The 20,663-nt window shown below is 69.5% G+C and carries 22 protein-coding genes and 1 tRNA gene; 9 read left to right on the top strand and 14 right to left on the bottom strand.

The window, feature by feature from the left end; all coding sequences use genetic code 11:
* Position 1: 1 nt before the first annotated feature.
* Positions 2-1,192 (bottom strand): MarP family serine protease, encoded by a 1,191-nt coding sequence (locus AB0H64_RS09410; protein ID WP_357622071.1) that lies wholly within the window; start codon positions 1,190-1,192, stop codon positions 2-4.
* Positions 1,193-1,273: 81 nt separating this feature from the next.
* On the opposite strand from AB0H64_RS09410, the gene AB0H64_RS09415 reads away from it, so the two are divergent.
* Positions 1,274-1,792, top strand: coding sequence for a HEAT repeat domain-containing protein (locus AB0H64_RS09415; protein ID WP_357622074.1), 519 nt, complete (start codon positions 1,274-1,276; stop codon positions 1,790-1,792).
* Between the two features lie 22 nt (positions 1,793-1,814).
* Here the strand turns inward: AB0H64_RS09415 and AB0H64_RS09420 are convergent, their stop codons facing one another.
* Both AB0H64_RS09420 and nth read right to left on the bottom strand, forming a co-directional pair.
* Entirely contained in the window at positions 1,815-2,453 is a 639-nt protein-coding gene (locus AB0H64_RS09420) for a CoA pyrophosphatase (protein WP_357622077.1), read from the bottom strand.
* A gap of 86 nt (positions 2,454-2,539) precedes the next feature.
* On the bottom strand, positions 2,540-3,241 hold the full coding sequence (nth, locus tag AB0H64_RS09425; RefSeq protein ID WP_357622080.1) for an endonuclease III: 702 nt from the start codon (positions 3,239-3,241) through the stop codon (positions 2,540-2,542).
* Between the two features lie 11 nt (positions 3,242-3,252).
* Between nth and AB0H64_RS09430 the strand changes: the two genes are divergently transcribed.
* Positions 3,253-3,984, top strand: a complete 732-nt coding sequence (locus tag AB0H64_RS09430) for a Crp/Fnr family transcriptional regulator (protein ID WP_357622084.1) — start codon at positions 3,253-3,255, stop codon at positions 3,982-3,984.
* Here the strand turns inward: AB0H64_RS09430 and AB0H64_RS09435 are convergent.
* The 4 genes from AB0H64_RS09435 to AB0H64_RS09450 form a co-directional block, all read right to left on the bottom strand.
* The gene (locus AB0H64_RS09435) at positions 3,966-4,757 is read right to left on the bottom strand and encodes an MBL fold metallo-hydrolase (RefSeq protein WP_357622087.1); all 792 of its coding nucleotides are present in this window, start codon (positions 4,755-4,757) and stop codon (positions 3,966-3,968) included. The two genes, AB0H64_RS09430 and AB0H64_RS09435, sit on opposite strands and share 19 nt — an antisense overlap.
* Entirely contained in the window at positions 4,754-5,566 is an 813-nt protein-coding gene (locus AB0H64_RS09440; protein WP_357622091.1) for an NUDIX hydrolase, read from the bottom strand. The genes AB0H64_RS09435 and AB0H64_RS09440 overlap by 4 nt, the downstream gene beginning before the upstream one ends.
* Positions 5,567-5,640: 74 nt before the next feature.
* A complete protein-coding gene (locus AB0H64_RS09445; protein WP_357622093.1) occupies positions 5,641-6,099 on the bottom strand; it encodes a RidA family protein in 459 nt (152 codons plus the stop codon).
* The gene (locus AB0H64_RS09450) at positions 6,096-6,251 is read right to left on the bottom strand and encodes a DUF4177 domain-containing protein (RefSeq protein WP_217708645.1); all 156 of its coding nucleotides are present in this window, start codon (positions 6,249-6,251) and stop codon (positions 6,096-6,098) included. The genes AB0H64_RS09445 and AB0H64_RS09450 overlap by 4 nt, the downstream gene beginning before the upstream one ends.
* A 117-nt stretch (positions 6,252-6,368) precedes the next feature.
* Here AB0H64_RS09450 and AB0H64_RS09455 point away from each other — a divergent pair, with 117 nt between their 5' ends.
* On the top strand, positions 6,369-7,370 hold the full coding sequence (locus AB0H64_RS09455; RefSeq protein WP_357622098.1) for an ArsA-related P-loop ATPase: 1,002 nt from the start codon (positions 6,369-6,371) through the stop codon (positions 7,368-7,370).
* Positions 7,367-8,515: an ArsA family ATPase gene (locus AB0H64_RS09460; RefSeq protein ID WP_357622100.1), complete on the top strand. Its 1,149-nt coding sequence runs from the start codon at positions 7,367-7,369 to the stop codon at positions 8,513-8,515. Before AB0H64_RS09455 ends, AB0H64_RS09460 begins: the two co-directional genes overlap by 4 nt.
* Positions 8,516-8,554: 39 nt before the next feature.
* Here the strand turns inward: AB0H64_RS09460 and AB0H64_RS09465 are convergent, their stop codons facing one another.
* Entirely contained in the window at positions 8,555-8,851 is a 297-nt protein-coding gene (locus AB0H64_RS09465) for a WhiB family transcriptional regulator (RefSeq protein WP_148036282.1), read from the bottom strand.
* A gap of 278 nt (positions 8,852-9,129) precedes the next feature.
* On the opposite strand from AB0H64_RS09465, the gene AB0H64_RS09470 reads away from it, so the two are divergent.
* Entirely contained in the window at positions 9,130-11,385 is a 2,256-nt protein-coding gene (locus AB0H64_RS09470) for a transglycosylase domain-containing protein (RefSeq protein ID WP_357622103.1), read from the top strand.
* Positions 11,386-11,536: 151 nt separating this feature from the next.
* Here the strand turns inward: AB0H64_RS09470 and AB0H64_RS09475 are convergent, their stop codons facing one another.
* A complete protein-coding gene (locus AB0H64_RS09475) occupies positions 11,537-11,995 on the bottom strand; it encodes a GatB/YqeY domain-containing protein (RefSeq protein WP_357622106.1) in 459 nt (152 codons plus the stop codon).
* 89 nt (positions 11,996-12,084) lie between these two features.
* On the opposite strand from AB0H64_RS09475, the gene AB0H64_RS09480 reads away from it, so the two are divergent.
* Together AB0H64_RS09480 and AB0H64_RS09485 are read left to right on the top strand one after the other, a co-directional pair.
* A complete protein-coding gene (locus AB0H64_RS09480) occupies positions 12,085-12,948 on the top strand; it encodes a metallophosphoesterase (protein ID WP_357622180.1) in 864 nt (287 codons plus the stop codon).
* Between the two features lie 90 nt (positions 12,949-13,038).
* Positions 13,039-13,112 (top strand) — tRNA-Pro (locus AB0H64_RS09485).
* A gap of 321 nt (positions 13,113-13,433) precedes the next feature.
* Here AB0H64_RS09485 and AB0H64_RS09490 read toward each other — a convergent pair.
* Entirely contained in the window at positions 13,434-14,102 is a 669-nt protein-coding gene (locus tag AB0H64_RS09490; RefSeq protein WP_357622109.1) for a class I SAM-dependent methyltransferase, read from the bottom strand.
* 59 nt (positions 14,103-14,161) lie between these two features.
* Between AB0H64_RS09490 and AB0H64_RS09495 the strand changes: the two genes are divergently transcribed.
* A complete protein-coding gene (locus AB0H64_RS09495; protein WP_357622113.1) occupies positions 14,162-14,800 on the top strand; it encodes a helix-turn-helix domain-containing protein in 639 nt (212 codons plus the stop codon).
* Between the two features lie 263 nt (positions 14,801-15,063).
* Here the strand turns inward: AB0H64_RS09495 and AB0H64_RS09500 are convergent, their stop codons facing one another.
* From AB0H64_RS09500 to AB0H64_RS09515, 4 genes are all read right to left on the bottom strand, one after another.
* Positions 15,064-15,741: a M15 family metallopeptidase gene (locus AB0H64_RS09500; RefSeq protein WP_357622115.1), complete on the bottom strand. Its 678-nt coding sequence runs from the start codon at positions 15,739-15,741 to the stop codon at positions 15,064-15,066.
* Positions 15,705-16,730 (bottom strand): D-alanine--D-alanine ligase, encoded by a 1,026-nt coding sequence (locus AB0H64_RS09505; RefSeq protein WP_357622118.1) that lies wholly within the window; start codon positions 16,728-16,730, stop codon positions 15,705-15,707. Before AB0H64_RS09505 ends, AB0H64_RS09500 begins: the two co-directional genes overlap by 37 nt.
* The gene (locus AB0H64_RS09510) at positions 16,727-17,095 is read right to left on the bottom strand and encodes a hypothetical protein (RefSeq protein ID WP_357622120.1); all 369 of its coding nucleotides are present in this window, start codon (positions 17,093-17,095) and stop codon (positions 16,727-16,729) included. The genes AB0H64_RS09505 and AB0H64_RS09510 overlap by 4 nt, the downstream gene beginning before the upstream one ends.
* Before the next feature lie 1,529 nt (positions 17,096-18,624).
* On the bottom strand, positions 18,625-19,536 hold the full coding sequence (locus AB0H64_RS09515) for an alpha/beta hydrolase (RefSeq protein WP_357622123.1): 912 nt from the start codon (positions 19,534-19,536) through the stop codon (positions 18,625-18,627).
* A 134-nt stretch (positions 19,537-19,670) separates the two neighbouring features.
* Here AB0H64_RS09515 and AB0H64_RS09520 point away from each other — a divergent pair, with 134 nt between their 5' ends.
* On the top strand, positions 19,671-20,240 hold the full coding sequence (locus AB0H64_RS09520; protein ID WP_357622126.1) for a helix-turn-helix domain-containing protein: 570 nt from the start codon (positions 19,671-19,673) through the stop codon (positions 20,238-20,240).
* The last annotated feature ends 423 nt before the right edge of the window (positions 20,241-20,663 follow it).

A 20,663-nucleotide genomic window follows, 5' to 3' on the forward strand; every position in this document is an offset into this window, starting at 1 on the left:
CTCAGTCGCACTCCTGGGTGCCGGCGGGCGAGGTGTCGTTGCGGCCCTGGTCGGCGTCGGGCCGGACCTCGCCGGCGGTCAGCACGTAGCCGGTGTCCTCCTGGCTGACCGCGGCGGCGAAGATCACGCCGTACACCTTGCCGTCGACCGTGAGCAGCGGCCCGCCCGAGTTGCCCGGCAGCACCTTGCCGCGGATCGCGTAGACCTGCCGGGTGACGTTGCTGGCGCGGTAGATGTCGGGCCCCTCGGCTTCGAGGCGGCTGCGGATGCGGGCCGGCTCGGCGGTGAAGCCCTGCCCCTTGGGGAACCCGGCGATGATGGCGTTGTCGCCCTTGTCGGCCTCGCCCTCGAAGGTGAGCTGCGGCAGGCCGAGGCCGGGCACGTACAGGATGGCGATGTCGCGCTTCGGGTTGTAGCGCACCACGGTCGCGTCGTGGCGCTGGTTGGCGGAGTCGATGACGGTCAGGTCCCGCGTCACGCCGGCGACGACGTGCGCGTTGGTCATGATCCGGTCCCTGGCGTAGACGAAGCCGGTGCCCTCGATGTGCTTGTTGCAGCTCTCGGCGTTGCCCTGCACCTTGACGATGGCCCGCTGCGCCCGGCCGAGCGCGGCGCCCTTGAGGATGCTGCGCGGCGCGGGCGGCACGTCGATGATCTGGCCGGCGCCGATCGCGTCGAAGACGGGCGGGAACTCCGAGCGGTCGATGAACTTCTTGAACGGCTGCTGCCAGTTGCGCGCGGCCTGCGGGATGGCCTCGTCCACGGTGCTCAGCAGCATGGACTGCTTGACCTGCTCGACCAGCAGCGAGAACGACGTGGAGACGACCAGCGACCCGATCAGCCAGGCGATCACCAGCACCGACAGGGCGCTGGCGAACGTGCCGCCGACCGCGTCGGCCACCTTGGCGGGCTCCCAGGTGACGTGGCTGCGCACGACGGCGCCGATCGTGGAGGAGGCGAACTGGCCGATCGTCGCCGACAGGAACACGATCACGATCGCGAGCAGCGCCTGCGGGGTGTCGCCGTCGACCACGGCCTTGGAGATCGGGGGCGCGATGAACACCCCGAGCACGGCCCCGCCGATGAACCCCACGAAGCTCATGACGCCGATGATGAACCCCTGCCGGTAACCCGACACGCCAAAGGCGATCACAAGGCCGATCAGGATGAGGTCGAGCAGATCACCGCGCACGCTTCAAAGGTAACCAGCGATAGGGTCAAGTGTGCACGTCTTGCCGGAGCGCAGCGTCGTCTCCTGACTACCTTGAGCGCTATGCCGCCGCTGGACGGGACCGTCCGCAGCCTGGTCGAGACGGCTCTGCGCGACGCCGATCCCGACGGGCCGCTGCGCTGGCACGTGATCTCCGAGCTGTGGCAGCGGAGCGACCTGGAGTCGTTCGTCGAGGCCAGGCGGCTGTGCGAGTCCGGCTCGCTGAAGGAGCGCCTGCTGGGCGTCGACGTCATGGGCATGCTGCGGCCGTTCGTGGACCGGGCCCTGCCGGTGCTGCGCCGTCTGGCGGCCGTCGAGGACGACCCGATGCTGCTCTACTCGGTGCTCATCGCCTTCGGCCACCTCGCCGACCCGCGCTCGCTGTCGTCGGTGATCGGCCTCACCGCTCACCCCGACGCCAGGGTGCGGTACGGCGCCGCGTACGCGCTCCAGCACGTCCTGGGCGACCCGCCGGACCAGGCGGGGCTGGACGCGCTGCGGATGCTCGCGGCGGACGGCGACGCCGACGTGGCGGCCTGGGCCGCGATGGGCCTGGCCCTGGCGAGCGGCGACGAGCCGTAACCACCGGACGAACCCAGACGGGTCAGCCGCGCGCGAGGACGTCCGGGGGCATGGGCTCCACCCGGTCGCGGTCCCACGGCCGCTCCAGCCCGGCCTCGCGCAGCACCACGTCCAGCACCATCGCGGTGAACCCCCACACCAGCATCCCCCGCACCCGGAACGCCGGCCCGGCGAAGCCGCTCGGATGCCGCAGCGTGAACCGGTTGTCCGCGTCGACCAGCTCGGCGATCGGCACCCGCTCCACGGAGTCCACCTCGTCGGGCGAGGCGGCGTGGACGGCCGAGGGCTCGTGCCACCAGCCGACGACGGGGGTGACGCGGTTGTCGCTGCGCCATACGTACAGGTCGGGCATGGAGCACAGCACGGTGACGCCGGCGGGTTCGAGGCCGGTCTCCTCGGCGGCCTCGCGCAGGGCCGCCTGGACCGGCCCGCCGTCGTCGGGGTCGACGCCACCGCCGGGGAAGGCGGGCTGGCCCGCGTGCCTGCGGCCACGCGTGCTGCGCTGGATGAGCAGCACGTCGGGGCCGAGCGGGCCCTCGCCGAAGAGCAGCAGCACCGCGGCACGCCGACCACCTCGTTCAGGCGGGCGCAGCCCTTCGGGCACAGGAATCCGTACGGCCTGCGCGGCCAGTCTGTCGAGCCAGTCGGGGACCACGATCACGCCTTCTCCAACACGCCGGCCGCCGCCGGGCTTCCCGGCGCGGGGCTTCGCGCCGCCGGGCTGCCCGGCGGCGGAGGAGGAGCCGGTCACGAGAAGGGGCCGGGGCGGACGAGCTTGGCGGCCTGCCCGGCGTCGGTCGGGCCGGTGCCGTACGACGGGCAGAGCGCGGCGAGCGGGCACACGCCGCAGGCGGGCCGGCGGGCGTGGCAGATGCGGCGACCGTGCCAGATCAGCCGGTGGGAGAACACCGTCCACTCCCGTTTGGGGATCAGCTCCCCCACGAAGTGCTCGATCTTGACCGGGTCGGTCTCGTCGGTCCACCCGAAGCGGCGCACGAGCCGCTGGAAGTGGGTGTCCACGGTCAGGCCGGGGACGCCGAACGCGTTGCCGAGCACCACGTTGGCGGTCTTGCGGCCGACGCCGGGCAGCGTGACGAGGTCCTTGAGCTTGCCGGGCACCTCGCCGCCGTAGCGCTCGGACACGGTGCGGGCCATGCCGATGATGCTGTTGGTCTTGGCCCGGAAGAACCCGGTCGAGCGGATGATCTCCTCCATCTCGGACGGGTCCGCTGCGGCGTAGTCCTCCACAGTGGGATACTTCGCAAAGAGGATAGGAGTCACCATGTTGACCCGTTTGTCCGTGCACTGAGCGGACAGGATCGTCGCTACCAGCAGTTCGAGCGGGGTACCGAAGTCGAGCTCGCAGTGTGCGTCGGGATAGGTTTCCGCAAGGACGCGATTCATCCTGCGGGCGCGACGGACAAGGGCGAGCCTTGACTCTTGGGGCATTCCCCTAGCCTATGTGCGGCACCTTCAGTGGGGTGCGTCACAATGGCAGCAGAGGAGGCAGAGTGAACACCGAAGATGTGCTGGGCAAGGCCCCCCTGTTCGCCGCGCTCGACCGCGAGAGCGCCGCGGCGCTGCGGACGAGCATCACCGAGGTCCAGCTGTCGAAGGGACAGACGCTCTTCCACGAGGGCGAGACGGGTGACCGGCTCTACGTCGTGCTCGAAGGCAAGATCAAGCTTTCGCGCCAGTCCCCGGACGGCCGCGAGAACCTGCTGAGCGTGCTCGGCCCCAGTGAGATGTTCGGGGAGCTGTCGCTGTTCGACCCCCGCCCGCGTACGGCCAGCGCCACCGCCCTGACCGACGTGCGGCTGGCCGGGCTCGGCCACGACGACCTGCGGCCCTGGCTGACCGGCCGGCCGGAGGTGGCGCTCCATCTGCTGCGCGCCCTGGCCCAGCGGCTGCGCCGCACCAACGACGTGCTGGCCGACCTGGTGTTCACCGACGTGCCCGGACGGGTGGCCAAGCAGCTGCTCGACCTCGCCGAGCGGTTCGGCACCAAGGCCGAGGACGGCCTGCGCGTCCACCACGACCTCACCCAGGAGGAGCTGGCCCAGCTCGTCGGCGCCTCCCGCGAGACCGTCAACAAGGCCCTGGCCGACTTCGCGCAGCGCGGCTGGCTGCGCATCGAGGCCAAGGCCGTGGTCATCCTCGACATGGACCGGCTCTACAACCGCTCCAGGTAGTCGAGCTGGGCCCGTACCGACATCTCGGCGGCGGGCCAGAGCGACCGGTCCACGTCCGCGTACACGAGCGCGACGATGTCGCGCGGTGTGCGCGCGCCCTGCGCCATGGCCGCCCTGATCTGGTCGAGGCGCTGCCGCCGGTGCGCGATGTAGCCGTCGAGCGCCGCGATCGGGTCGGGCAGCACCGGGCCGTGGCCGGGCAGCAGCGCCTGTGCCTCCAGGCTCTCGGCTGCCGCCCTGAGGCGGTCGAGGCTGCGCAGGTAGTCGGTCAGGCCGCCGTCCTGGGCGATGACGGTGGTGCCCCTTCCGAGCACGGTGTCGCCGGTGAGCATCGCCCGGTCGGCCGGCAACCAGAAGCAGAGCGAGTCGAACGAGTGCCCCGGCGTGCCGTACACGTGGAGCTCCACGCCGCCCGCGCTCACCACGTCTCCGTCGGCCAGTCCCTCACCGCCCAGCCGGTGACGCGGGTCCAGGGCCCGTACGGGGGCGTTCACCATGCCGGCGAAGCTCCTGGCGCCGCCGCTGTGGTCGACGTGGCCGTGGGTCAGCAGGATCTCGCTGACCCGGCGCTCCCCCAGGCTTTCCCGGACCCGGCTCAGGTGCCCTTCGTCGTCCGGGCCCGGGTCCACGACGATCACCTCGTCGGGGCCGCCGACGACCCACGTGTTGGTGCCGTCGAGGGTCATGGCCGACGGGTTGGGGGCGAGGAGGTTCTCGGCGTGCTCGGTGCGGGAGCCGTCAGGCGTGCCGATCGGGATGCGCAGGCCGCTCACGCGACCACCAGCCGCAGCTCGCCGCCGACCTCCACGACCCGCGGCATGATCGTGACGATCTCGCGCGGGGCGGCCAGCACGGCGTCCACGCCGTGGTGGGCGGCCAGCTCGCTCAGCGTGCGGTACGTGGGCGGCATGAGGAAGATCGTCCCGCTGCGGGCCAGGTCGAGGGCCTCGTCCGGGCGCCGCCACGTGGCGTGGTCCGCCTCGCCGCCCACGTCGCGGGCGCGCTGCCCCTCGGGGAGCACGGCGACGAAGAACCGGGTGTCGAAGCGCCGCGGCTCGATCTCCGGGGTGATCCAGTGCGCCCACGGCTTGAGCAGGTCGGACCGGAGCACGAGGCCGCGCCGGGCCAGGAAGTCGGCGAAGGCCAGGCTCCGGTCCACGAGCGCGAGCCGGTCGGCCTCCCAGTCGTCGCCGGTGGTGTCGGCCACCACGGAGCCCTCGTCGGGCCCGGCCAGCAGCACCCCGCACTCCTCGAACGTCTCCCGTACGGCCGCGCACACCAGCCCCCGCGCGACCGCCTCGTCCGCGCCGAGCAGCCGCCCCCACTCCGCGGTGGACGGCCCGGCCCAGGCGACGGCCTGGTCGGTGTCGCGCGGGTCGACGGTGCCGCCGGGGAAGACGTGCGCGCCCGCCGCGAAGGCCATCGTGGACTTCCGCCGCAGCAGGTAGACCTCGGCGCCGTCCCGTCCCTCACGCAGGACGACCACGGTGGCGGAGTCGCGTGCCGGCGCGGGGGCGACGCGACCCGACAGGACGTCCCTGGCGCGCGCGGCGAGGTCGCTCGGAAGCGGCAGACCAGTCACATGACCTCCTTCACAACATCACTCGGTCATCGTGACATATCCGTATTCGGGAGGTCTGTGGCGATCCTCGGGTGTCAGGAGACCTCGGCGATCAGCTCCACCTCGACCGGCGCGTCCAGCGGCAGCGACGCCACACCGACGGCGCTGCGCGCGTGCCTGCCCGCCTCGCCGAGCACCTCGGCCAGCAGCTCGCTCGCGCCGTTGGCCACCTGCGGCTGCTCGGTGAACCCCGGGTCGCCGGCCACGAACACGACCACCTTCACGACGCGGACGACCGACGACAGCTCACCCACCTCGGACTTCAGCGCGGCCAGCGCGTTGAGCGCGCAGATCCGGGCCAGCTCCCGGCCCTCGTCCACGGTCAGCTCCGCGCCCAGCTTGCCGGTGCGCGCCAGCTTGCCCTCGACCATGGGCACCTGACCCGAGGTGTAGACGAGGTCACCGGTGCGCACCGCCGGCACGTACGCGGCCAGCGGCGGCACCACCTCGGGCAACGTCAGCCCGAGATCGACGATCTTCTGCTCCGGGGTCACTGCTTCTCCCTCTTGAAGTAGGCGACGAGCTGCTCCGGCGAGGCGCCCTGCACGATCTGGACCAGCTCCCAGCCGTCGGCTCCGAAGTTGTCCAGGATCATCTTGGTGTTGTGGATCAGCACCGGCGCGGTGAGGTACTCCCATTTCTTCATGGGGGTCACCCTAGGGGCTGCCTGTGGTGCACCGCTGAACGCGGCGCACCACAGTGTGAGCAATCTCAAACGGTGGTCGTGGGCCGGCCGCAAATGACCGTTCGGTAGCCTCGAATCGTGGAGTCTCGGGACACCGATTGGGACGGCGTGCGGCTGCACGTCGTCACCGGCAAGGGCGGCACCGGCAAGACCACGGTCGCCGCGGCCCTCGCTCTCGCCCTCGCCTCCGGTGGCCGTAAGGTGCTGCTGGTCGAGGTCGAGGGCCGTCAGGGCATCGCGCAGATCTTCGATCTGCCGCCCCTGCCGTACGAGGAGCGCAAGATCGCCGTCGCCCCCTCGGGGGGCGATGTCTACGCGCTGTCCGTCGACCCCGAGGAGGCCATGCTCGAGTACATGGAGATGTTCTACGGGATGCGCCGGGCCGGCCGGGCGCTGACCAAGATGGGCGTCGTCGACTTCGCCACCACCGTCGCCCCAGGCTTCCGCGACGTGCTCGTCACGGGCAAGACCAGCGAGGCCGTGCGCAGGCGCGGGAAGAACGGCAAGCGGGTGTACGACGCGGTCGTGCTGGACGCCCCGCCGACGGGCCGCATCACCCGGTTCCTGAACGTCACCCAGGAGGTGGCGGGCCTGGCCAAGGTCGGGCCGATCAAGAACCACTCCGACCTGGTCAGCGGTGTCGTGAAGTCCCCGGAGACGGCGGTCCACTTCGTCACCCTGCTGGAGGAGATGCCCGTGCAGGAGACGCTCGACGGCGTCGCCGAGCTGCGGGAGGCCGGCCTGCCCGCCGGGGGCGTCTTCATCAACATGGTGCGCGAGTCCCAGCTCCCCCGGACCGCCCTTGACAAGGCTGTCAAGGGCAGATTCGACGTCGCCGAGCTGACGCTGGGCCTCAAGGCGGCCGGGCTGGCCGACGGAGCCGACGCCGCGTCCGTGGCCGAGGCCCTGGCCGACGAGGTCGTCGAGTACGCCCATCGCGCCGCGCTCGAACACGACGAGCGCGCGTCACTGGCCGAGGTGGCGCTGCCGAGCTACGACCTGCCGCTGCTCGCCGACGGCGTCGACCTGGCCGGCCTGTACGAGCTGGCCGAGAGCATCCGCACCCAGGGAGCAGCGTGAAGGACGTGAAGAGGGGCCCCGCCAAGCCCGCCCCCCTCGACATCGACGCGATCATCGACGACCCCGGCACCCGGATCATCGTCTGCTGCGGCGCCGGCGGCGTGGGCAAGACCACCACGGCCGCCGCCCTGGGGCTGCGCGCCGCCGAGCGGGGCCGGTGCGCGGTCGTGCTCACGGTCGACCCGGCCAGGCGGCTGGCCCAGTCGATGGGGCTCACCGAGCTGGACAACACGCCCCGGCTGGTCAGCTCGCCCGAGGGCGGCGGCCAGCTCTACGCCATGATGCTCGACATGAAGCGGACGTTCGACGAGATCATCGAGGCGCACGCCGACCCGGAGCGCGCCCGGCAGATCCTGTCCAACCCCTTCTACCAGTCGCTGTCGTCCAGCTTCTCCGGCACGCAGGAGTACATGGCGATGGAGAAGCTCGGTCAGCTCCGCCGCTCCGACGAGTGGGACCTGATCATCGTGGACACGCCGCCGTCCCGCTCCGCGCTCGACTTCCTGGACGCGCCCGAACGGCTCGGCAGGTTCCTCGACGGCAGGTTCATCCGGCTGCTGACCGCCCCGGCCAAGGCCGGCGGGCGCAGCGCGTTCAAGCTGCTCAACGCCGGGTTCGGGCTGGTGGCCGGGGCCATGACCAAGCTGCTCGGCGCGCAGGTGCTCAAGGACCTGCAGACGTTCGTCTCGGCGCTCGACGCCGTCTTCGGCGGCTTCCGGCAGCGCGCCGAGCTGACGTACAAGCTGCTGCAGGCGCCCGGCACCGCGTTCCTGGTGGTGGCGGCGCCCGAGCGCGACGCGATGCGCGAGGCGTCGTACTTCGTGGAGCGGCTCGCCGAGGAGCGCATGCCCCTCGCCGGCCTGGTGGTGAACCGGGTCCACGACGCGCCCGCGAACGGCCTGTCCGCGGCCCGCAGCGCCGCCGCGGCCGAGGACCTGGAGTCGCGTGGCGAGCACGAGCTGACCGCCGCCGTACTGCGGCTGCACACCGGCAGGATGCAACTCGTGGCCCGCGAGCACCGGGAGCAGGAGCACTTCGTCTCCGCGCATCCCACGGTGCCGGTCGTCCAGGTCCGCGCCATGTCCGAGGACGTCCACGATCTCACGGGTCTGCGCCAGATCGGAGAGCTCCTGGCGAGCGCATGAGTACGGCCGGCGTGGTACGCCGGCCGTACTCTGGGCAGCTCAGCCCGCGATCAGCTCATTGGTGCGTTCGTACTCTTCCTTGGCGGACTCGAGCAGCTCTCGCCACGAGTCCACATCAGGCCGTCGCCGTAGCAGTGCCCGGCGTTCCCGCTCGGTCATACCGCCCCACACCCCGAACTCGATGCGGTTGTCCAGCGCATCGGCGAGGCATTCGGTACGGACCGGGCATCCTCGGCAGATCAGCTTGGCCCTGTTCTGGGCGGCACCCTGGACGAACAGCGCGTCCGGGTCCGCACCACGACAGGCGGCACGGGAGGTCCAATCCGTGATCCACATTTTCGACCCCACTCCCCTTAGGTGGTCAGTCGTCATTTGGGGCCGACGGGCGCGGGCGCCGAGCCTCCGTATTCAGTTGCCGCAGAGGAGAACGTACGCAACTAGACGTTCGGGCCGACAGACCCCAGAGGACCAATTTCTCGCCGCTCCGTTGACCGGGAATGACTAGTCACCCCCGTCAGTCAAGGCGAAATGGGGTCGAGTTACCGATAAGGTCACCCTTTCGACGTACCCTGGATGCTGTGCAAGCTCAGGGTAAAGATCATTCCTCGCCGTTCGTGAACATCGTGCGCCTGATAGCCGCCGGTGCGGCCGCGGGCGTGCTGGCGGCAGCCATCGCGCTGCCGGCGGTGGGTGGCGCGGGCGTCACCGCGAACACGGCGATGAAGGAGATCAACCTCAAGCCGGAGAACCTCGAGGAGCCTCCGCTGCCCGAGCGCACCACCCTGCACGACACCAACGGCAAGCAGATCGCCCAGTTCTACTTCGAGAACCGCCAGTCGGTGTCGCTGGACAAGGTCGCGCCGATCATGCAGACGGCGCTGATCTCGATCGAGGACTTCCGCTTCTACCAGCACGGCCCCATCGACGTCGAGGGCACCGCACGCGCGCTGGTCAAGAACATGACGACCGGCGGCGTCACCCAGGGCGGCTCGTCGATCACCCAGCAGTACGTCAAGCAGGTGCTGGTCAACGCGGCCGAGACGCCCGAGGAGCAGCAGGCGGCCATCGCCCCGACCGTGTCGCGCAAGCTCAACGAGCTGCGCTACGCGATGGCGATGGAGAAGAAGTACTCCAAGAACCAGATCCTGGAGAAGTACCTCAACATCGCGTACTTCGGCGCCGGCGCCCACGGCGTCCAGGCCGCGGCCAGGAGGTTCTTCGACAAGCCCGCCTCCGAGCTCAACCTCGTCCAGGCCGCCACCCTGGCCGGCGCCGTGCAGAACCCGGCGCGCACCGACCCGAGCGTCGGCAAGAAGGCCCAGAAGGCGCTCATCGACCGGCGCAACACGGTGCTCGACCGGATGGCCCAGCTCGGCAAGATCACGCCGCAGGAGGCCGCCGAGGCCAAGACCAAGAAGCTCGGCTACAAGGGCATCGCGGCCCCGGGCGGCTGCGAGGAGAGCAAGTACCCGTACTTCTGCCTCTACGTCCAGAACGAGATCCTGAACAACGAGAGCTTCGGCAAGACCCCGCAGGAGCGCCTGAAGCTGCTCCAGCGCGGCGGCCTCAAGATCAAGACCACGATCGACCCGAAGATGCAGGCGGCCGCCGAGAAGGCGATCAAGCAGTACGTCAGCACCAAGGACAAGCCGGCCGCCTCGCAGGCGATGATCGTGCCGGGCACGGGCGAGATCAAGGCCATGGCCGCCTCACGCAAGTTCGGCGGGAACAAGAAGAAGAACGAGGTCAGCTACAACATCGTCGCCGACGCCAAGCACGGCGGCGGCGTCGGCTTCCAGCAGGGCTCGACCGCCAAGGCGTACACGCTGGCCGCGGCGCTGGAGGAGGGCTACAAGTACGGCGACGGCTTCCCGTCGCCGGCCGGCTACAGCGCTCCGAGCTACGGCGCGTTCCGCGACTGCAAGGGCAACCGGGTCGGCGACCCCAGCCACGAGGTGCACAACTCCAGCGAAGGCGGCGGCGGCTTCAAGACCCTGCAGACCGGGACCTGGGGCTCGGTCAACACGTTCTTCCTCAAGCTGGAGGAGCGGGTCGGCCTGTGCAAGGTGGTCGAGCTGGCCAAGCGGCTCGGCCTCAAGCGCGCCGACGGCGGCAAGCTCGGCGAGTACGAGACGTTCACCCTCGGCATCAACGAGGTCGACCCGGTCACGGTGGCCAACAGCTACGCCGTCTTCGCCTCGCGCGGCCAGTACTGCAAGCCGCTCGCCATCACCGAGATCACCGACCGGTACGGCAAGGCCAAGCAGTTCAAGTCGAAGTGCTCCAAGGTCATGGACCCGGAGGTCGCCGACGCCGTCAGCGGCATCCTGTCGGGCGTGTTCACCAAGGGCACGATGCAGGAGGTCGGCGGCATCGGCCGTGACGCCGCCGGCAAGACCGGCACCACGGACGACTACACCGCCGCCTGGTTCGCCGGCTACACGCCGAACCTGGCCAGCGCGGTCAGCCTCGGCGACCTGCGCGGCGCGTTCAAGCACAAGCTGATCGGCGTCACCATCGGCGGGCGGCCCTACTCGTACGTGTACGGCGCCACGATCTCCGGCCGCATCTGGAAGCAGGCCATGCTGGGGGCGCTCAAGGGCGTCGAGGCGCCCGAGTTCACCCCGGTCAACCAGGAGCGGTTCGGCGGCTGCGGCGAGAACTGCGCGCCCAAGCCCAAGAAGAAGCAGGAGGACGAGGGGCCGACGGACCCCTTCGACCAGCTGCGCACCCAGCTCGACAACCCCGACGACCATGGCGACCAGGGCAACGGCCGGCGGCGGGGCCGCGGCGGCGAGACCGGCCCGGCGACCGACACCACGACGGGCCCGATCACCATCACCGAGGACCAGCTGCGGCGCAGACACTGACCCCGGCGCCACACTGATCTCACCAGAGGCCTCCGCACCCGCGCGGAGGCCTCTCGCGTTCACCGAGCCACTGCTTCACCGAGCCACTGCCGGCGGGCCTTTGCTTCAGCGGGCCTCTGCTTCAGCGGGCCCGAGGCTGGGGGCCCCTGCGCTACTGGGAAGCCAGGCGGGCGCGGACCGCGGCGGCCACGCGGCCGCCCTCGGCCCGCCCGGCCACCTTCGGGTTGACCGCCTTCATGACCTGCCCCATCGCCTGCGGACCGGCCGCGCCGGTCTCCGCGACGGCCTCCGCGACGAGCGCCTGGAGCTCCTCGTCGCTGAGCTGCGCGGGCAGGTACTCCTCCAGCACCGCCATCTCGGCCAGCTCGGCGTCGGCCTGCTCGGTCCGCCCCGCGCCGCGGAATGCCTCCGCCGCCTCGCGCCGCTTCTTGGCCTCCTTGGTCAGCACCTTGACGACCTCGTCGTCGGAGAGCTCCCTGGCCTCCTTGCCGGCGACCTCCTCGACGTTCACCGCGGCCAGGGCCATCCGAACCGTCCGGAGACGTACCTCGTCCCGGCTCTTCAACGAGGCCGTCAGATCGGCCTTCAGCTTGTCCTTCAATGCGCTCATGACGTCCATCTTGCCGTCTGGCCGGACAGCACGTGCCCGTTGTCGGGCATCATGAGTACGTGAGGAAAGCCGTCGCTGTGCCCCTGTCCATGCTCGGTCTCGGCCTTGCCGGGCTGGGCTACGCCTCCGTCGTCGAGCGCAACTGGTTCCGGCTGCGCCGCTTCGACGTGCCGGTCCTGGAGCGCGGCCGGCGACCGGTGCGCATTCTCCACCTGTCGGACCTCCACCTGACGCCGCGCCGCGACATGCTCATCAACTGGGTGCGCTCGCTCGGGTCGCTGGAGCCGGACCTCGTCGTCAACACCGGCGACTCGATCGCCCACCCCGACGCGGTCCCCGCCCTGCTGCACGCCCTGGAGCCGCTGCTGTCGCGCCCGGGCCTGTTCGTCTACGGCTCCAACGACCTGTACGCGCCGAAGCCGAAGAACCCGGTCCGCTACCTGTGGCGCACCTCCAAGAACGACCGCAGGCAGCACATCCCGTCGCTGCCGTGGGAGGAGCTGGGCGCCGGCATGGCCGCCGAGGGCTGGCTCGACATGAACAACACCACGGCCCGGATCAAGGTCGGCGACCTCGACGTGGCGGTGGCGGGCATCCACGACTCCCACATCGACCTCGACCGCTACGACCGGGTGGCGGGCCCGGCCCCGGCCGACGCCGACCTGCGGCTCGGCGTCATGCACTCGCCGGAGCCGCGCAACATGACCCGCTTCGCCGCCGACGGCTACCAGCTCCTGCTGGCCGGCCACACGCACGGCGGCCAGCTCTGCGTCCCCTTCTACGGCGCGCTGGTCACCAACTGCGGCATCGACCGGGCCCGCGTCAAGGGTCTGAGCCGGCACGACTCGGCCTGGCTGCACGTCTCGGCCGGTCTGGGCACCTCGCCGTACGCCCCGGCCCGCTTCGCCTGCTTCCCGGAGGCTTCCCTGCTCACCCTCGTCCCGCGCCGCTGACCCACCGCCCTCGGGGCTCCGGCGGCGACGGCGTCACAAGTACCCGCGAAGTCCGCTAGACTTTCCAAGCACGCGCAAGACGGCGTGCACCGGGGTGTAGCGCAGCTTGGCAGCGCGCTTCGTTCGGGACGAAGAGGTCGTGGGTTCAAATCCCGCCACCCCGACATAGTTGCCGCAGGTGAAGGGCCTAGTTCTCAGGATTGAGAGCTAGGCCCTTGATCATTTGACCGTCCGCATGAACGCCATCCTTGGGTTTCCGGCACCTTGATCTCCACGTTGGAGGAGTGGCCGACAGAGACGCGTTCAGACGTCGGACCCCGCCACATGGCCGACCTGGGCGATAACAGTGCTGCAAAGGCCTGGGGCGGCACTCGCCCCTGTGGTGGACCGTGGCAACGCAGCCGCACACAGGTGCACACAGCAGCTTGCTCGGGCGGCGTGAAACTTGCCACAGACCACCTGCAGAAACTCGCGACCGAAGATTGCTAGGCGTCGCGGCGCAGCGTGAACCAGAAGGTCGGCACCGAGTTGGTGCCCGGTGTGACGTCGAGCAGTTCCCAGCCGGAGAACCTGGCGCGGAGTTCATCGGCTGTGACGCCCGCCGCCCACGACGTGACCTCGGAGATCGGATTGCCGAGCGGCTCGGGGCCGTACCCGAACATCAGCAACCGCGCTCCCGGCGCGGCACGGAGGGTGAGCCCGGCGGCGTAGGCATCACGGCGATGCAGCGGGATCCCGCAGTAGCAGCTCAGGTCGAAGAACAGGTCGAAGGGGCCGGGCACGTCCAGCTCGTCGAGGCGGGTGGCGTCTCCGTGCAGCAGGCGTACCGCCACTCTCGCCGCCTCGGCCTTCTCTCTGGCCTGACCGACGGCGATGTCGATCAGGTCGACGCCTGTCACCTCCCAGCCGTGCCGTGCGAGGAAGGTGGCGTTGGTCCCCGTGCCGCAGCCGAGTTCGAGGGCGCGGCCGGGCGGCAGCGCGCCGTGCCCCTCTACCAAGGCGACCAGTTCGGGCGGCGTCACGCCGGTGTCCCACGGCGCCTTGCCGGCGCGGTAGTAACCCTCCAGCGCGCGGTGGACGAGCTCCTCTTCCTCGGCTCCCTGCGTTGTGGTCTGGTCCAGGTCGGGTCTCTGGGTGGTGCTGGACTGGTCCATCGTCCCCTCCAAATATAGAGTTACACTCTAGTGACGTGCTTTAGAGATACACTTACAATATGGACAGAGTCAAGCGGCCGGACAAGCGAGCCGAGCGCTCACGCCTCACGCACAAGAAGATCGTCGAGGCGGCTCGCGAGCTGTTCGTCGCGCAGGGCTACGGGGCGACGAGCCTGCAGGAAGTAGCGGACCGGGCGGGCGTGGCCGTCCAGACGGTCTACTTCGTCTTCCACAACAAGCGCACGCTGTTCAAGGACGTCGTCGACACGTCCATCGCCGGGGATACCCAGCCGGTCGCCACCATGGATCGTGAATGGTTTCGCGCCGCCTGCGCCGAACCCACCGCAGCCGGGCAGCTGCGCGCGCACGTCCACGGCACCCGCGAGATCCTAGGCCGGGTCGCCCCGATCGTCCCGCTGATCGCGGCTGCCGCGGCCACCGACCCCGAGATCGCCGCGCAATGGCCGGACGGCCCCGACCCGCGTTACACCGTGCAGCACGCAGCGGCCGAAGCCCTGATCGGCAAGCCCGACGCCCGTCCCGGCCTCTCCATCGAGATGACGGCAGACCTGCTGTTCGGCCTGCTCAGCCCGCAGCTCTACCTGATCTTCGTCCGCGACCGCGGCTGGTCACCGGACACGTGGGAAGAGTGGGCCCGCACCACCTTGACCTCCCAACTCTGCGCCGATCCCGGCTGAGCGACGGACGCCACGATCGTCCTCCAGCCCTCAATGCTGGGTGACCGACCACCCGGCCGACACTCGGCTGCTCGACCGGGCCGTGCACGATCGGATATTCCCCGGCGCCGTGTGGGCCATCGGCAACGCCGGTTCCACCCTCGACGAGACTCCCGGTCGGAGCATCGGATCTTGGCCGACTGCTGTTCGCATGGGAGGCTCCTCTCATCCGTCACCGCTCTGCGCAAACCAGCCGTGACCAGCGGCGTCAGGGTGGAAAGAGCTCAGTGGTCGATCTCGCCGTAGAAGGCTTCGGGCTCCTTGTAGTGCGCCGCCCAGATCTGGTTGCCGAAGTCGAAATGCCACCACTCGTCGGCATCACAGCGGAAGCCCGCCCCGATCATGGCGTCCCGTAACCTCCGCCGGTTGTCCCTGATCCCGGGACTTCCAGCGCGCTCCTCGAAATAGAGGGCCGCCGACTCGGGGCCGAAGTGATCGAAGGCCGTCCCCATGTCGAGCTCGTGGCCGGCCCTGTCCAGGAGCGTCAGATCCACCGCGCCGCCGGTGGCGTGCGGAGGGACGCGTCGCGGGTCTGCCGGCTCGGTGACGAAGATCTCCGCCTCCTTCCTCAGTTCGGCCTCTTCCTTCTCCGGGTACGCGACTCGAAGATCCGCGAGGTAGTGCTGATAGATGGCGCTCTGCACTGACCGCGGCCGGTGACCGTCCCAGATCCTGAAGGTCAGCGGAGCCAGGTCGCGCTGAATGCCGACCAGCATGTCGGCGACCGTGCGACGCAGGCGCATCGCGCTGGTCGGTGACAGGCCCCGGCGAAAATAGGAGGGGCACAGATCGAAGGGGTAGGAACGCAGATCCACCAGGGGATCCCCGTTCTCCCTGATGGCGACGTGCTCGAACTCGACGGCCGTCACCCGCCCGACGCCGATCGGCAGATACGCTCGCACAGTTCGGGAAACGTGATCCCCGCTGCCTGCGCCGACTGGGGGAAGAGGCTGGTGGCGGTCAGGCCGGGCAACGTGTTCACCTCCAGGCACCAGAGGCGCCCCTCCTCGTCCTGCCGGAAGTCCACGCGGCTGTAGGAGCCCACTTTGAGGCTCTCGTGAGCCCGCACCGCCAGTTCCTGCAGTTCGGCCGTCAATGCCGCGGAGATGTCGGCCGGGAAGATCTCCAGGGCGCCACCCACCTGGTACTTGGCCTCGTAGTCGAAGATCGCCTTGTCGCGCAGCTTGATCTCCCCCACGGCAAGCGGTCTTCCGTCGAGGATGCCGACGACGAACTCCCGTCCGGCTACGAAGCGCTCGACGAGCACGTCGGTGTCGTGCATCCGTGCGGTTCTCACGGCGTCGTGCAGGGTCTGCGGCTTCTCCACCAGGGTCAGGCCGATGGTGGAGCCCTGTGCGTTCGGTTTGACGATCACCGGGCTGCTGGGGGTGATCTCGAAGGGGATGCTGTCAGGATCGTCGTCCGGTTCCAGCAGCACCCAGTCCGGAGTGGGTACGGCCGCTGCGCGGAACAGTCGCTTGCTGAGGTGCTTGTCCATGGCCATGGCGCTGGCGAGGTGGCCGCTGCCGGTGTAGCGCAGCCCCACCGAGTCCAGGATCGCCTGGACGACCCCGTTCTCCCCCGCTCCGCCGTGCAGGGCGAGGAAGACCACGTCCGCGCCCAGCAGTTCTTCCACCAGTCGGGGCACCATACCCGCGACGGGTCGCAGAGCCAGGTCGGGCGGCGCGCTTCCCACCCTCGCCGTCAACACACGCGCCTCGTCGGCAGGACCGAGCCTGCCCTTGACGGTGTCGAAGACGTCAACGCTGTGGCCGCGCCCGCGCAGGGCTGGAATGACCTCCGCCGCGGAGGCCATCGACACGTCACGTTCGGCGCTCGCGCCGCCGAGGAGCAGCGCGACGCGCAGGGGCTTGGGAAACAGGTCCATCATCTTGTCTGCCTTTCGAAAGCTTCCACGATTCGGCCTATGTCGCCGTACAGCGGCAGCGCGTCCTCCATGAGCAGGACCTCTGTCCGAACAGGCGTCGCGGCGGACCGACAGGACGCCATGTACGCATGGATCGGCTCGACGAGGTCGCCGGAAACGAGTTCGGGATTGCCCACCACCGCCGTTTTCCCGGCATTGCGCAGATGGAGAGCGGAAATGATGTCGTCGTCGCCGGGTGTCAGACCGGGATCCACAAGGGCGAGGTGAACGCCATCGGCCAGCTCGCCTTTCCGCTGGATCACCTGCGCCGTCGTGACGATCTCGACGATGCGGAAGGGCGTTACTCGTAATGAGGGAATCGCGCTCACGAGAACGATCGGAACGGAAAACGTCATCCTCCGGCCCCGCACATGGCCACCAAGTCGTCCGCCGTCACAACTGCGGCGCATCGCTTCGCCGCGGACTTCACCACTCCCCCGGGTCCTGGAACCCGGGCGCCGTCCCTGTGGACGAACGCCCTTCCGGTACCGCGCAGCGGACCGGTCGACGCGACGACGACCGCGGCGTCAGCGGTGGGCCTGGCGTCGAGGTCGGGGGCGACCGCGCGCCCCGATGACCGGGATACGCGTTGCACACGTCCGTCGAAGTTGTCGAAGTCAGAAATTTTGAGAACCTCTACTGAGCCTTTTTTAATTCTCAAGTGGTCTGAGCCCATAGTTGGTCGTTGCTGAGTTTCTCGGTCGACATGCGGGGAGGGCGCGTGGATCTCGTTTTCCGGGGTCGGCGAAGATGACCCGGAAACCCGATCGCCTTGCCGCCTATCCCGGCGTTTCCCCGGCCTTGGAAATCAGGGGCCTTGGAAATCAGGGGCGCGGTCCCGGACCCGCCGGGCAGGTCCCGCACGACCCGCGAGGATGAGACAGCACGCTGGCGATACGGCCTCTCCCCCGAGCGCCGTGGCGCGCCGTCATCGGTCAGCCGGCAGCAGCGCGGCAGCCGTCCACGCTGCGCCTCTTTCCAGTCGAGTTCGACCAGGCCGGCGGCCGAGAGCCGGTCGGGCACGCGACCGGGAGAGCCCCATCGCCGGCTCGGTCACGGACACCCTGCCCGAACCGCCAGAGACGGGTGGAAGTCGACAGCGCCCTGGCGTGCCAGTTGGCCCCCATGGGGAGCGGCCGCCGGGCCGGCGCGGTCTCGAACATCATTCGATTGGTCCATGGATTCGAAGTCACGACCATCCATACGCTTGGCCCGCTCCATGGGTTGCCCGAAGATCTTCCGCAACCTGGGACTGAGCCGAACGGCCGAGGCATGCGGCACGTCCTACGAGCGGAGCGGCCGGCATACGCCAGAAGGGGGCCGTGGGCTGCTGTAATCGCAGCTCAACGCGCCCGCCGTACAGGACTGGCGCGGGTGTGTAGCCGGTCACGCTGACCCCCGGCGCGCGTGCGGTGGGAACCGGGTGGGGGATGGACCGGTGCAGCCGGTCGAGGTCGGCGAGCTGCTCGTGGGCGGTGTCGCAGACGGCCACGACCAGGTCGTCTGGGCGTAGCGTCTGGTCCACGTGACTGGTCGTGGCGTGGTCGAGGTGCAGGTCGTGGCCGGCGGCGAGGGCGAGAGCGCGGGGATGGACGCGTGGAAAAGCCTCGGCGTCCGGGGAGATCCACCTGATCGCCAACGAACCCGACAGGCGCGACCAGGCGGAGTACAACGAGAAGCTGTGCGAACAGTGGATATACCACCGACTACGGAGCGCCGAGCCCATCATGTTCGTGGAGGTGTCGGTGCCGGACGCCTCGGAGTTCGAGACCGAGCTGCACGTCAAGGGCGAGGGGCGGTACGGCCACAAGATCCTCACCATCGAGATCTCGTGACCGCCGTGGAGGCGCTGTCCTGATCAGCTGCCGAGTAGGTCTTGGATCGCTTGGAGAACGGCGTCGGGACGCCGGAATATGACGGTGAGGTGGCCGGCGTTGTCGATAACGCGGTTCTCGCCGTGAGTAACCGATTTGGCCAGCGCGGTGTAGAGCCGCGTTTTCGCTTCGGCCTCCTCGTGGAGGAGCGATGTGGGTATGCCCTGGGTGACCGCTTCTTTGAAGGGGTCGATCGCCGTGGCGGTGAGCACGATCAGCGGGACGTCGGGCATCGCTCCCGCGTTGCGTACCTCGTCATGGAGTTGGTACCGGTTGGCCGCCTCCTGGCCGCCGATCTTCAGCCATTCCGGGCTGACGTGACGTTCGATCAGCGGCTCGCGGATCTCTTGCGGCCAGTCGGCCAGCTCCCGCGCGAACAGGCCGCGATAGAACTCGATGATTTCGTCGGGCAACTCGTCAGGCACCGCCTCGTCGGGGTCCCATGTCTGATACAGCTCGTTCAGTTCCTTGGGCATGTAGGAGTCGTAGTCCTCGTGCTCGGGCTCCACAAGGACCAACCCCGCCACCTCGTCGGGGAAACGCTGCGCATAGTGGCGTGCGTAGAGGCCGCCGAGAGAATGACCGACCAGCAGGTAGGGAGCGGGCACGCCGGCGATCCGCAGCAGTTCGCGCAGCTCGTCGGTGACCTGGGTGGAGGTGCGTGGCAGCTCGGCCCGGTCGCTCCACCCCGTTCCGGCCCGGTCGTAGAGCACGCTCGTGGTGAGTTCAGCGGCCCGCTGTTGAACGATGAAGCCGTCCATTCCGGATGAGCCGGCCCCGGGCAGGAACACCACCGCCGGGTCCCCGCTGCCCGAACGGTGGAGGAACAGTTTCCGATCCCTGACCTGGTAGTGCCGTCCTACCGACGGCGTCGCCTCGGCTGCCTGACGTTGCATCGCTGGCTCCTTCGCTGTCGGCGCCGACTTGGCGGAGGCAAGAGTGCGCCTTTCGGGGTCGCGCCCATCGCCAGGCCGCTGGCGCCTGCATTTCCAATTTTAGGAAAGGTACCAGATATGGGATCGTAGGAACCGTGGACACCCTTGATCTGCTCCTGCACCCGGTCCGGCTTCGCATCGTGCACGCCATGTCCGGCGGTCGTACCCACACCACATCCGACCTGTGCGCCGGCCTGCCCGACGTCCCCAAGACCACGGTGTACCGGCATGTCGGCCTGCTGGCCGAGGCGGGAGTTCTGGACGTCGTCGACGAGCAGCGTGTGCACGGTGCCGTCGAACGCCACTACCGGCTGCGTCGCGAGCGCGCGGGGATCGACGCCGGCATGGCCGCTTCGATGTCCCTGGACGAGCACCGTCATGGGTTCGCCGCAGCCATGGCCGCCCTGCACGCCGAGTTCAACGCCTACCTCGACCGGGACGGAGCCGACCCGACCGCCGACTCCGTCGGCTACCGGCAGGGCACCATCTGGCTCACCTCAGGCGAGCTCGCCGAGATGGTCGACGAGCTACGCGACGTCCTGGCCTCCAGGGCAGGCAACAAACCCGCGCCCGGCCGCAGCCCCCACCTTTTGAGCATCATCCTGTTCCCGACGGAGGAGCCACCTCAGCACGGGGCAGACCAGCAGGCCGACGACCATCACTGAGCCGGGGGGACCAGCCTGCGAACGAAAAGTCTCGCTCAGCGGCCCTCTGAGTGAACAGGGTGGGGCGACCGGCGCCGGCGAGGGCCTGGGGAACGGTGCCGAGCTCGGGACGACACGTGAATGTCGATCTTGCTCTTACTTGATGGGCGCGCCGTTGACCAGCGGCAGCGAAATCGAGGTGCCGGCCAGTGGCGCGCCGCAACGGATCGCCGAGCAGATCCGCCGGCGGGAGGCGATCGCCGCCATCGGCAGGGTGGTGCGGCGCGGGAGGGACGAGCGACCACAGCGGTGGCCGGGCGGCCGTACGCGTCCCGGTGTGGCTGTCTCGCGGTCACACGTCCCAGGTGACCGGGAGGCTCTTGACCCCGTAGATGTCGGCGGTCTCCGGGCGCAGGGCGACCTGTTCGGCCGGTACGGCCAGGC

It is taken from the genome of Nonomuraea sp. NPDC050733 (assembly GCF_040654215.1).
Classification (GTDB): Bacteria; Actinomycetota; Actinomycetes; order Streptosporangiales; family Streptosporangiaceae; genus Nonomuraea.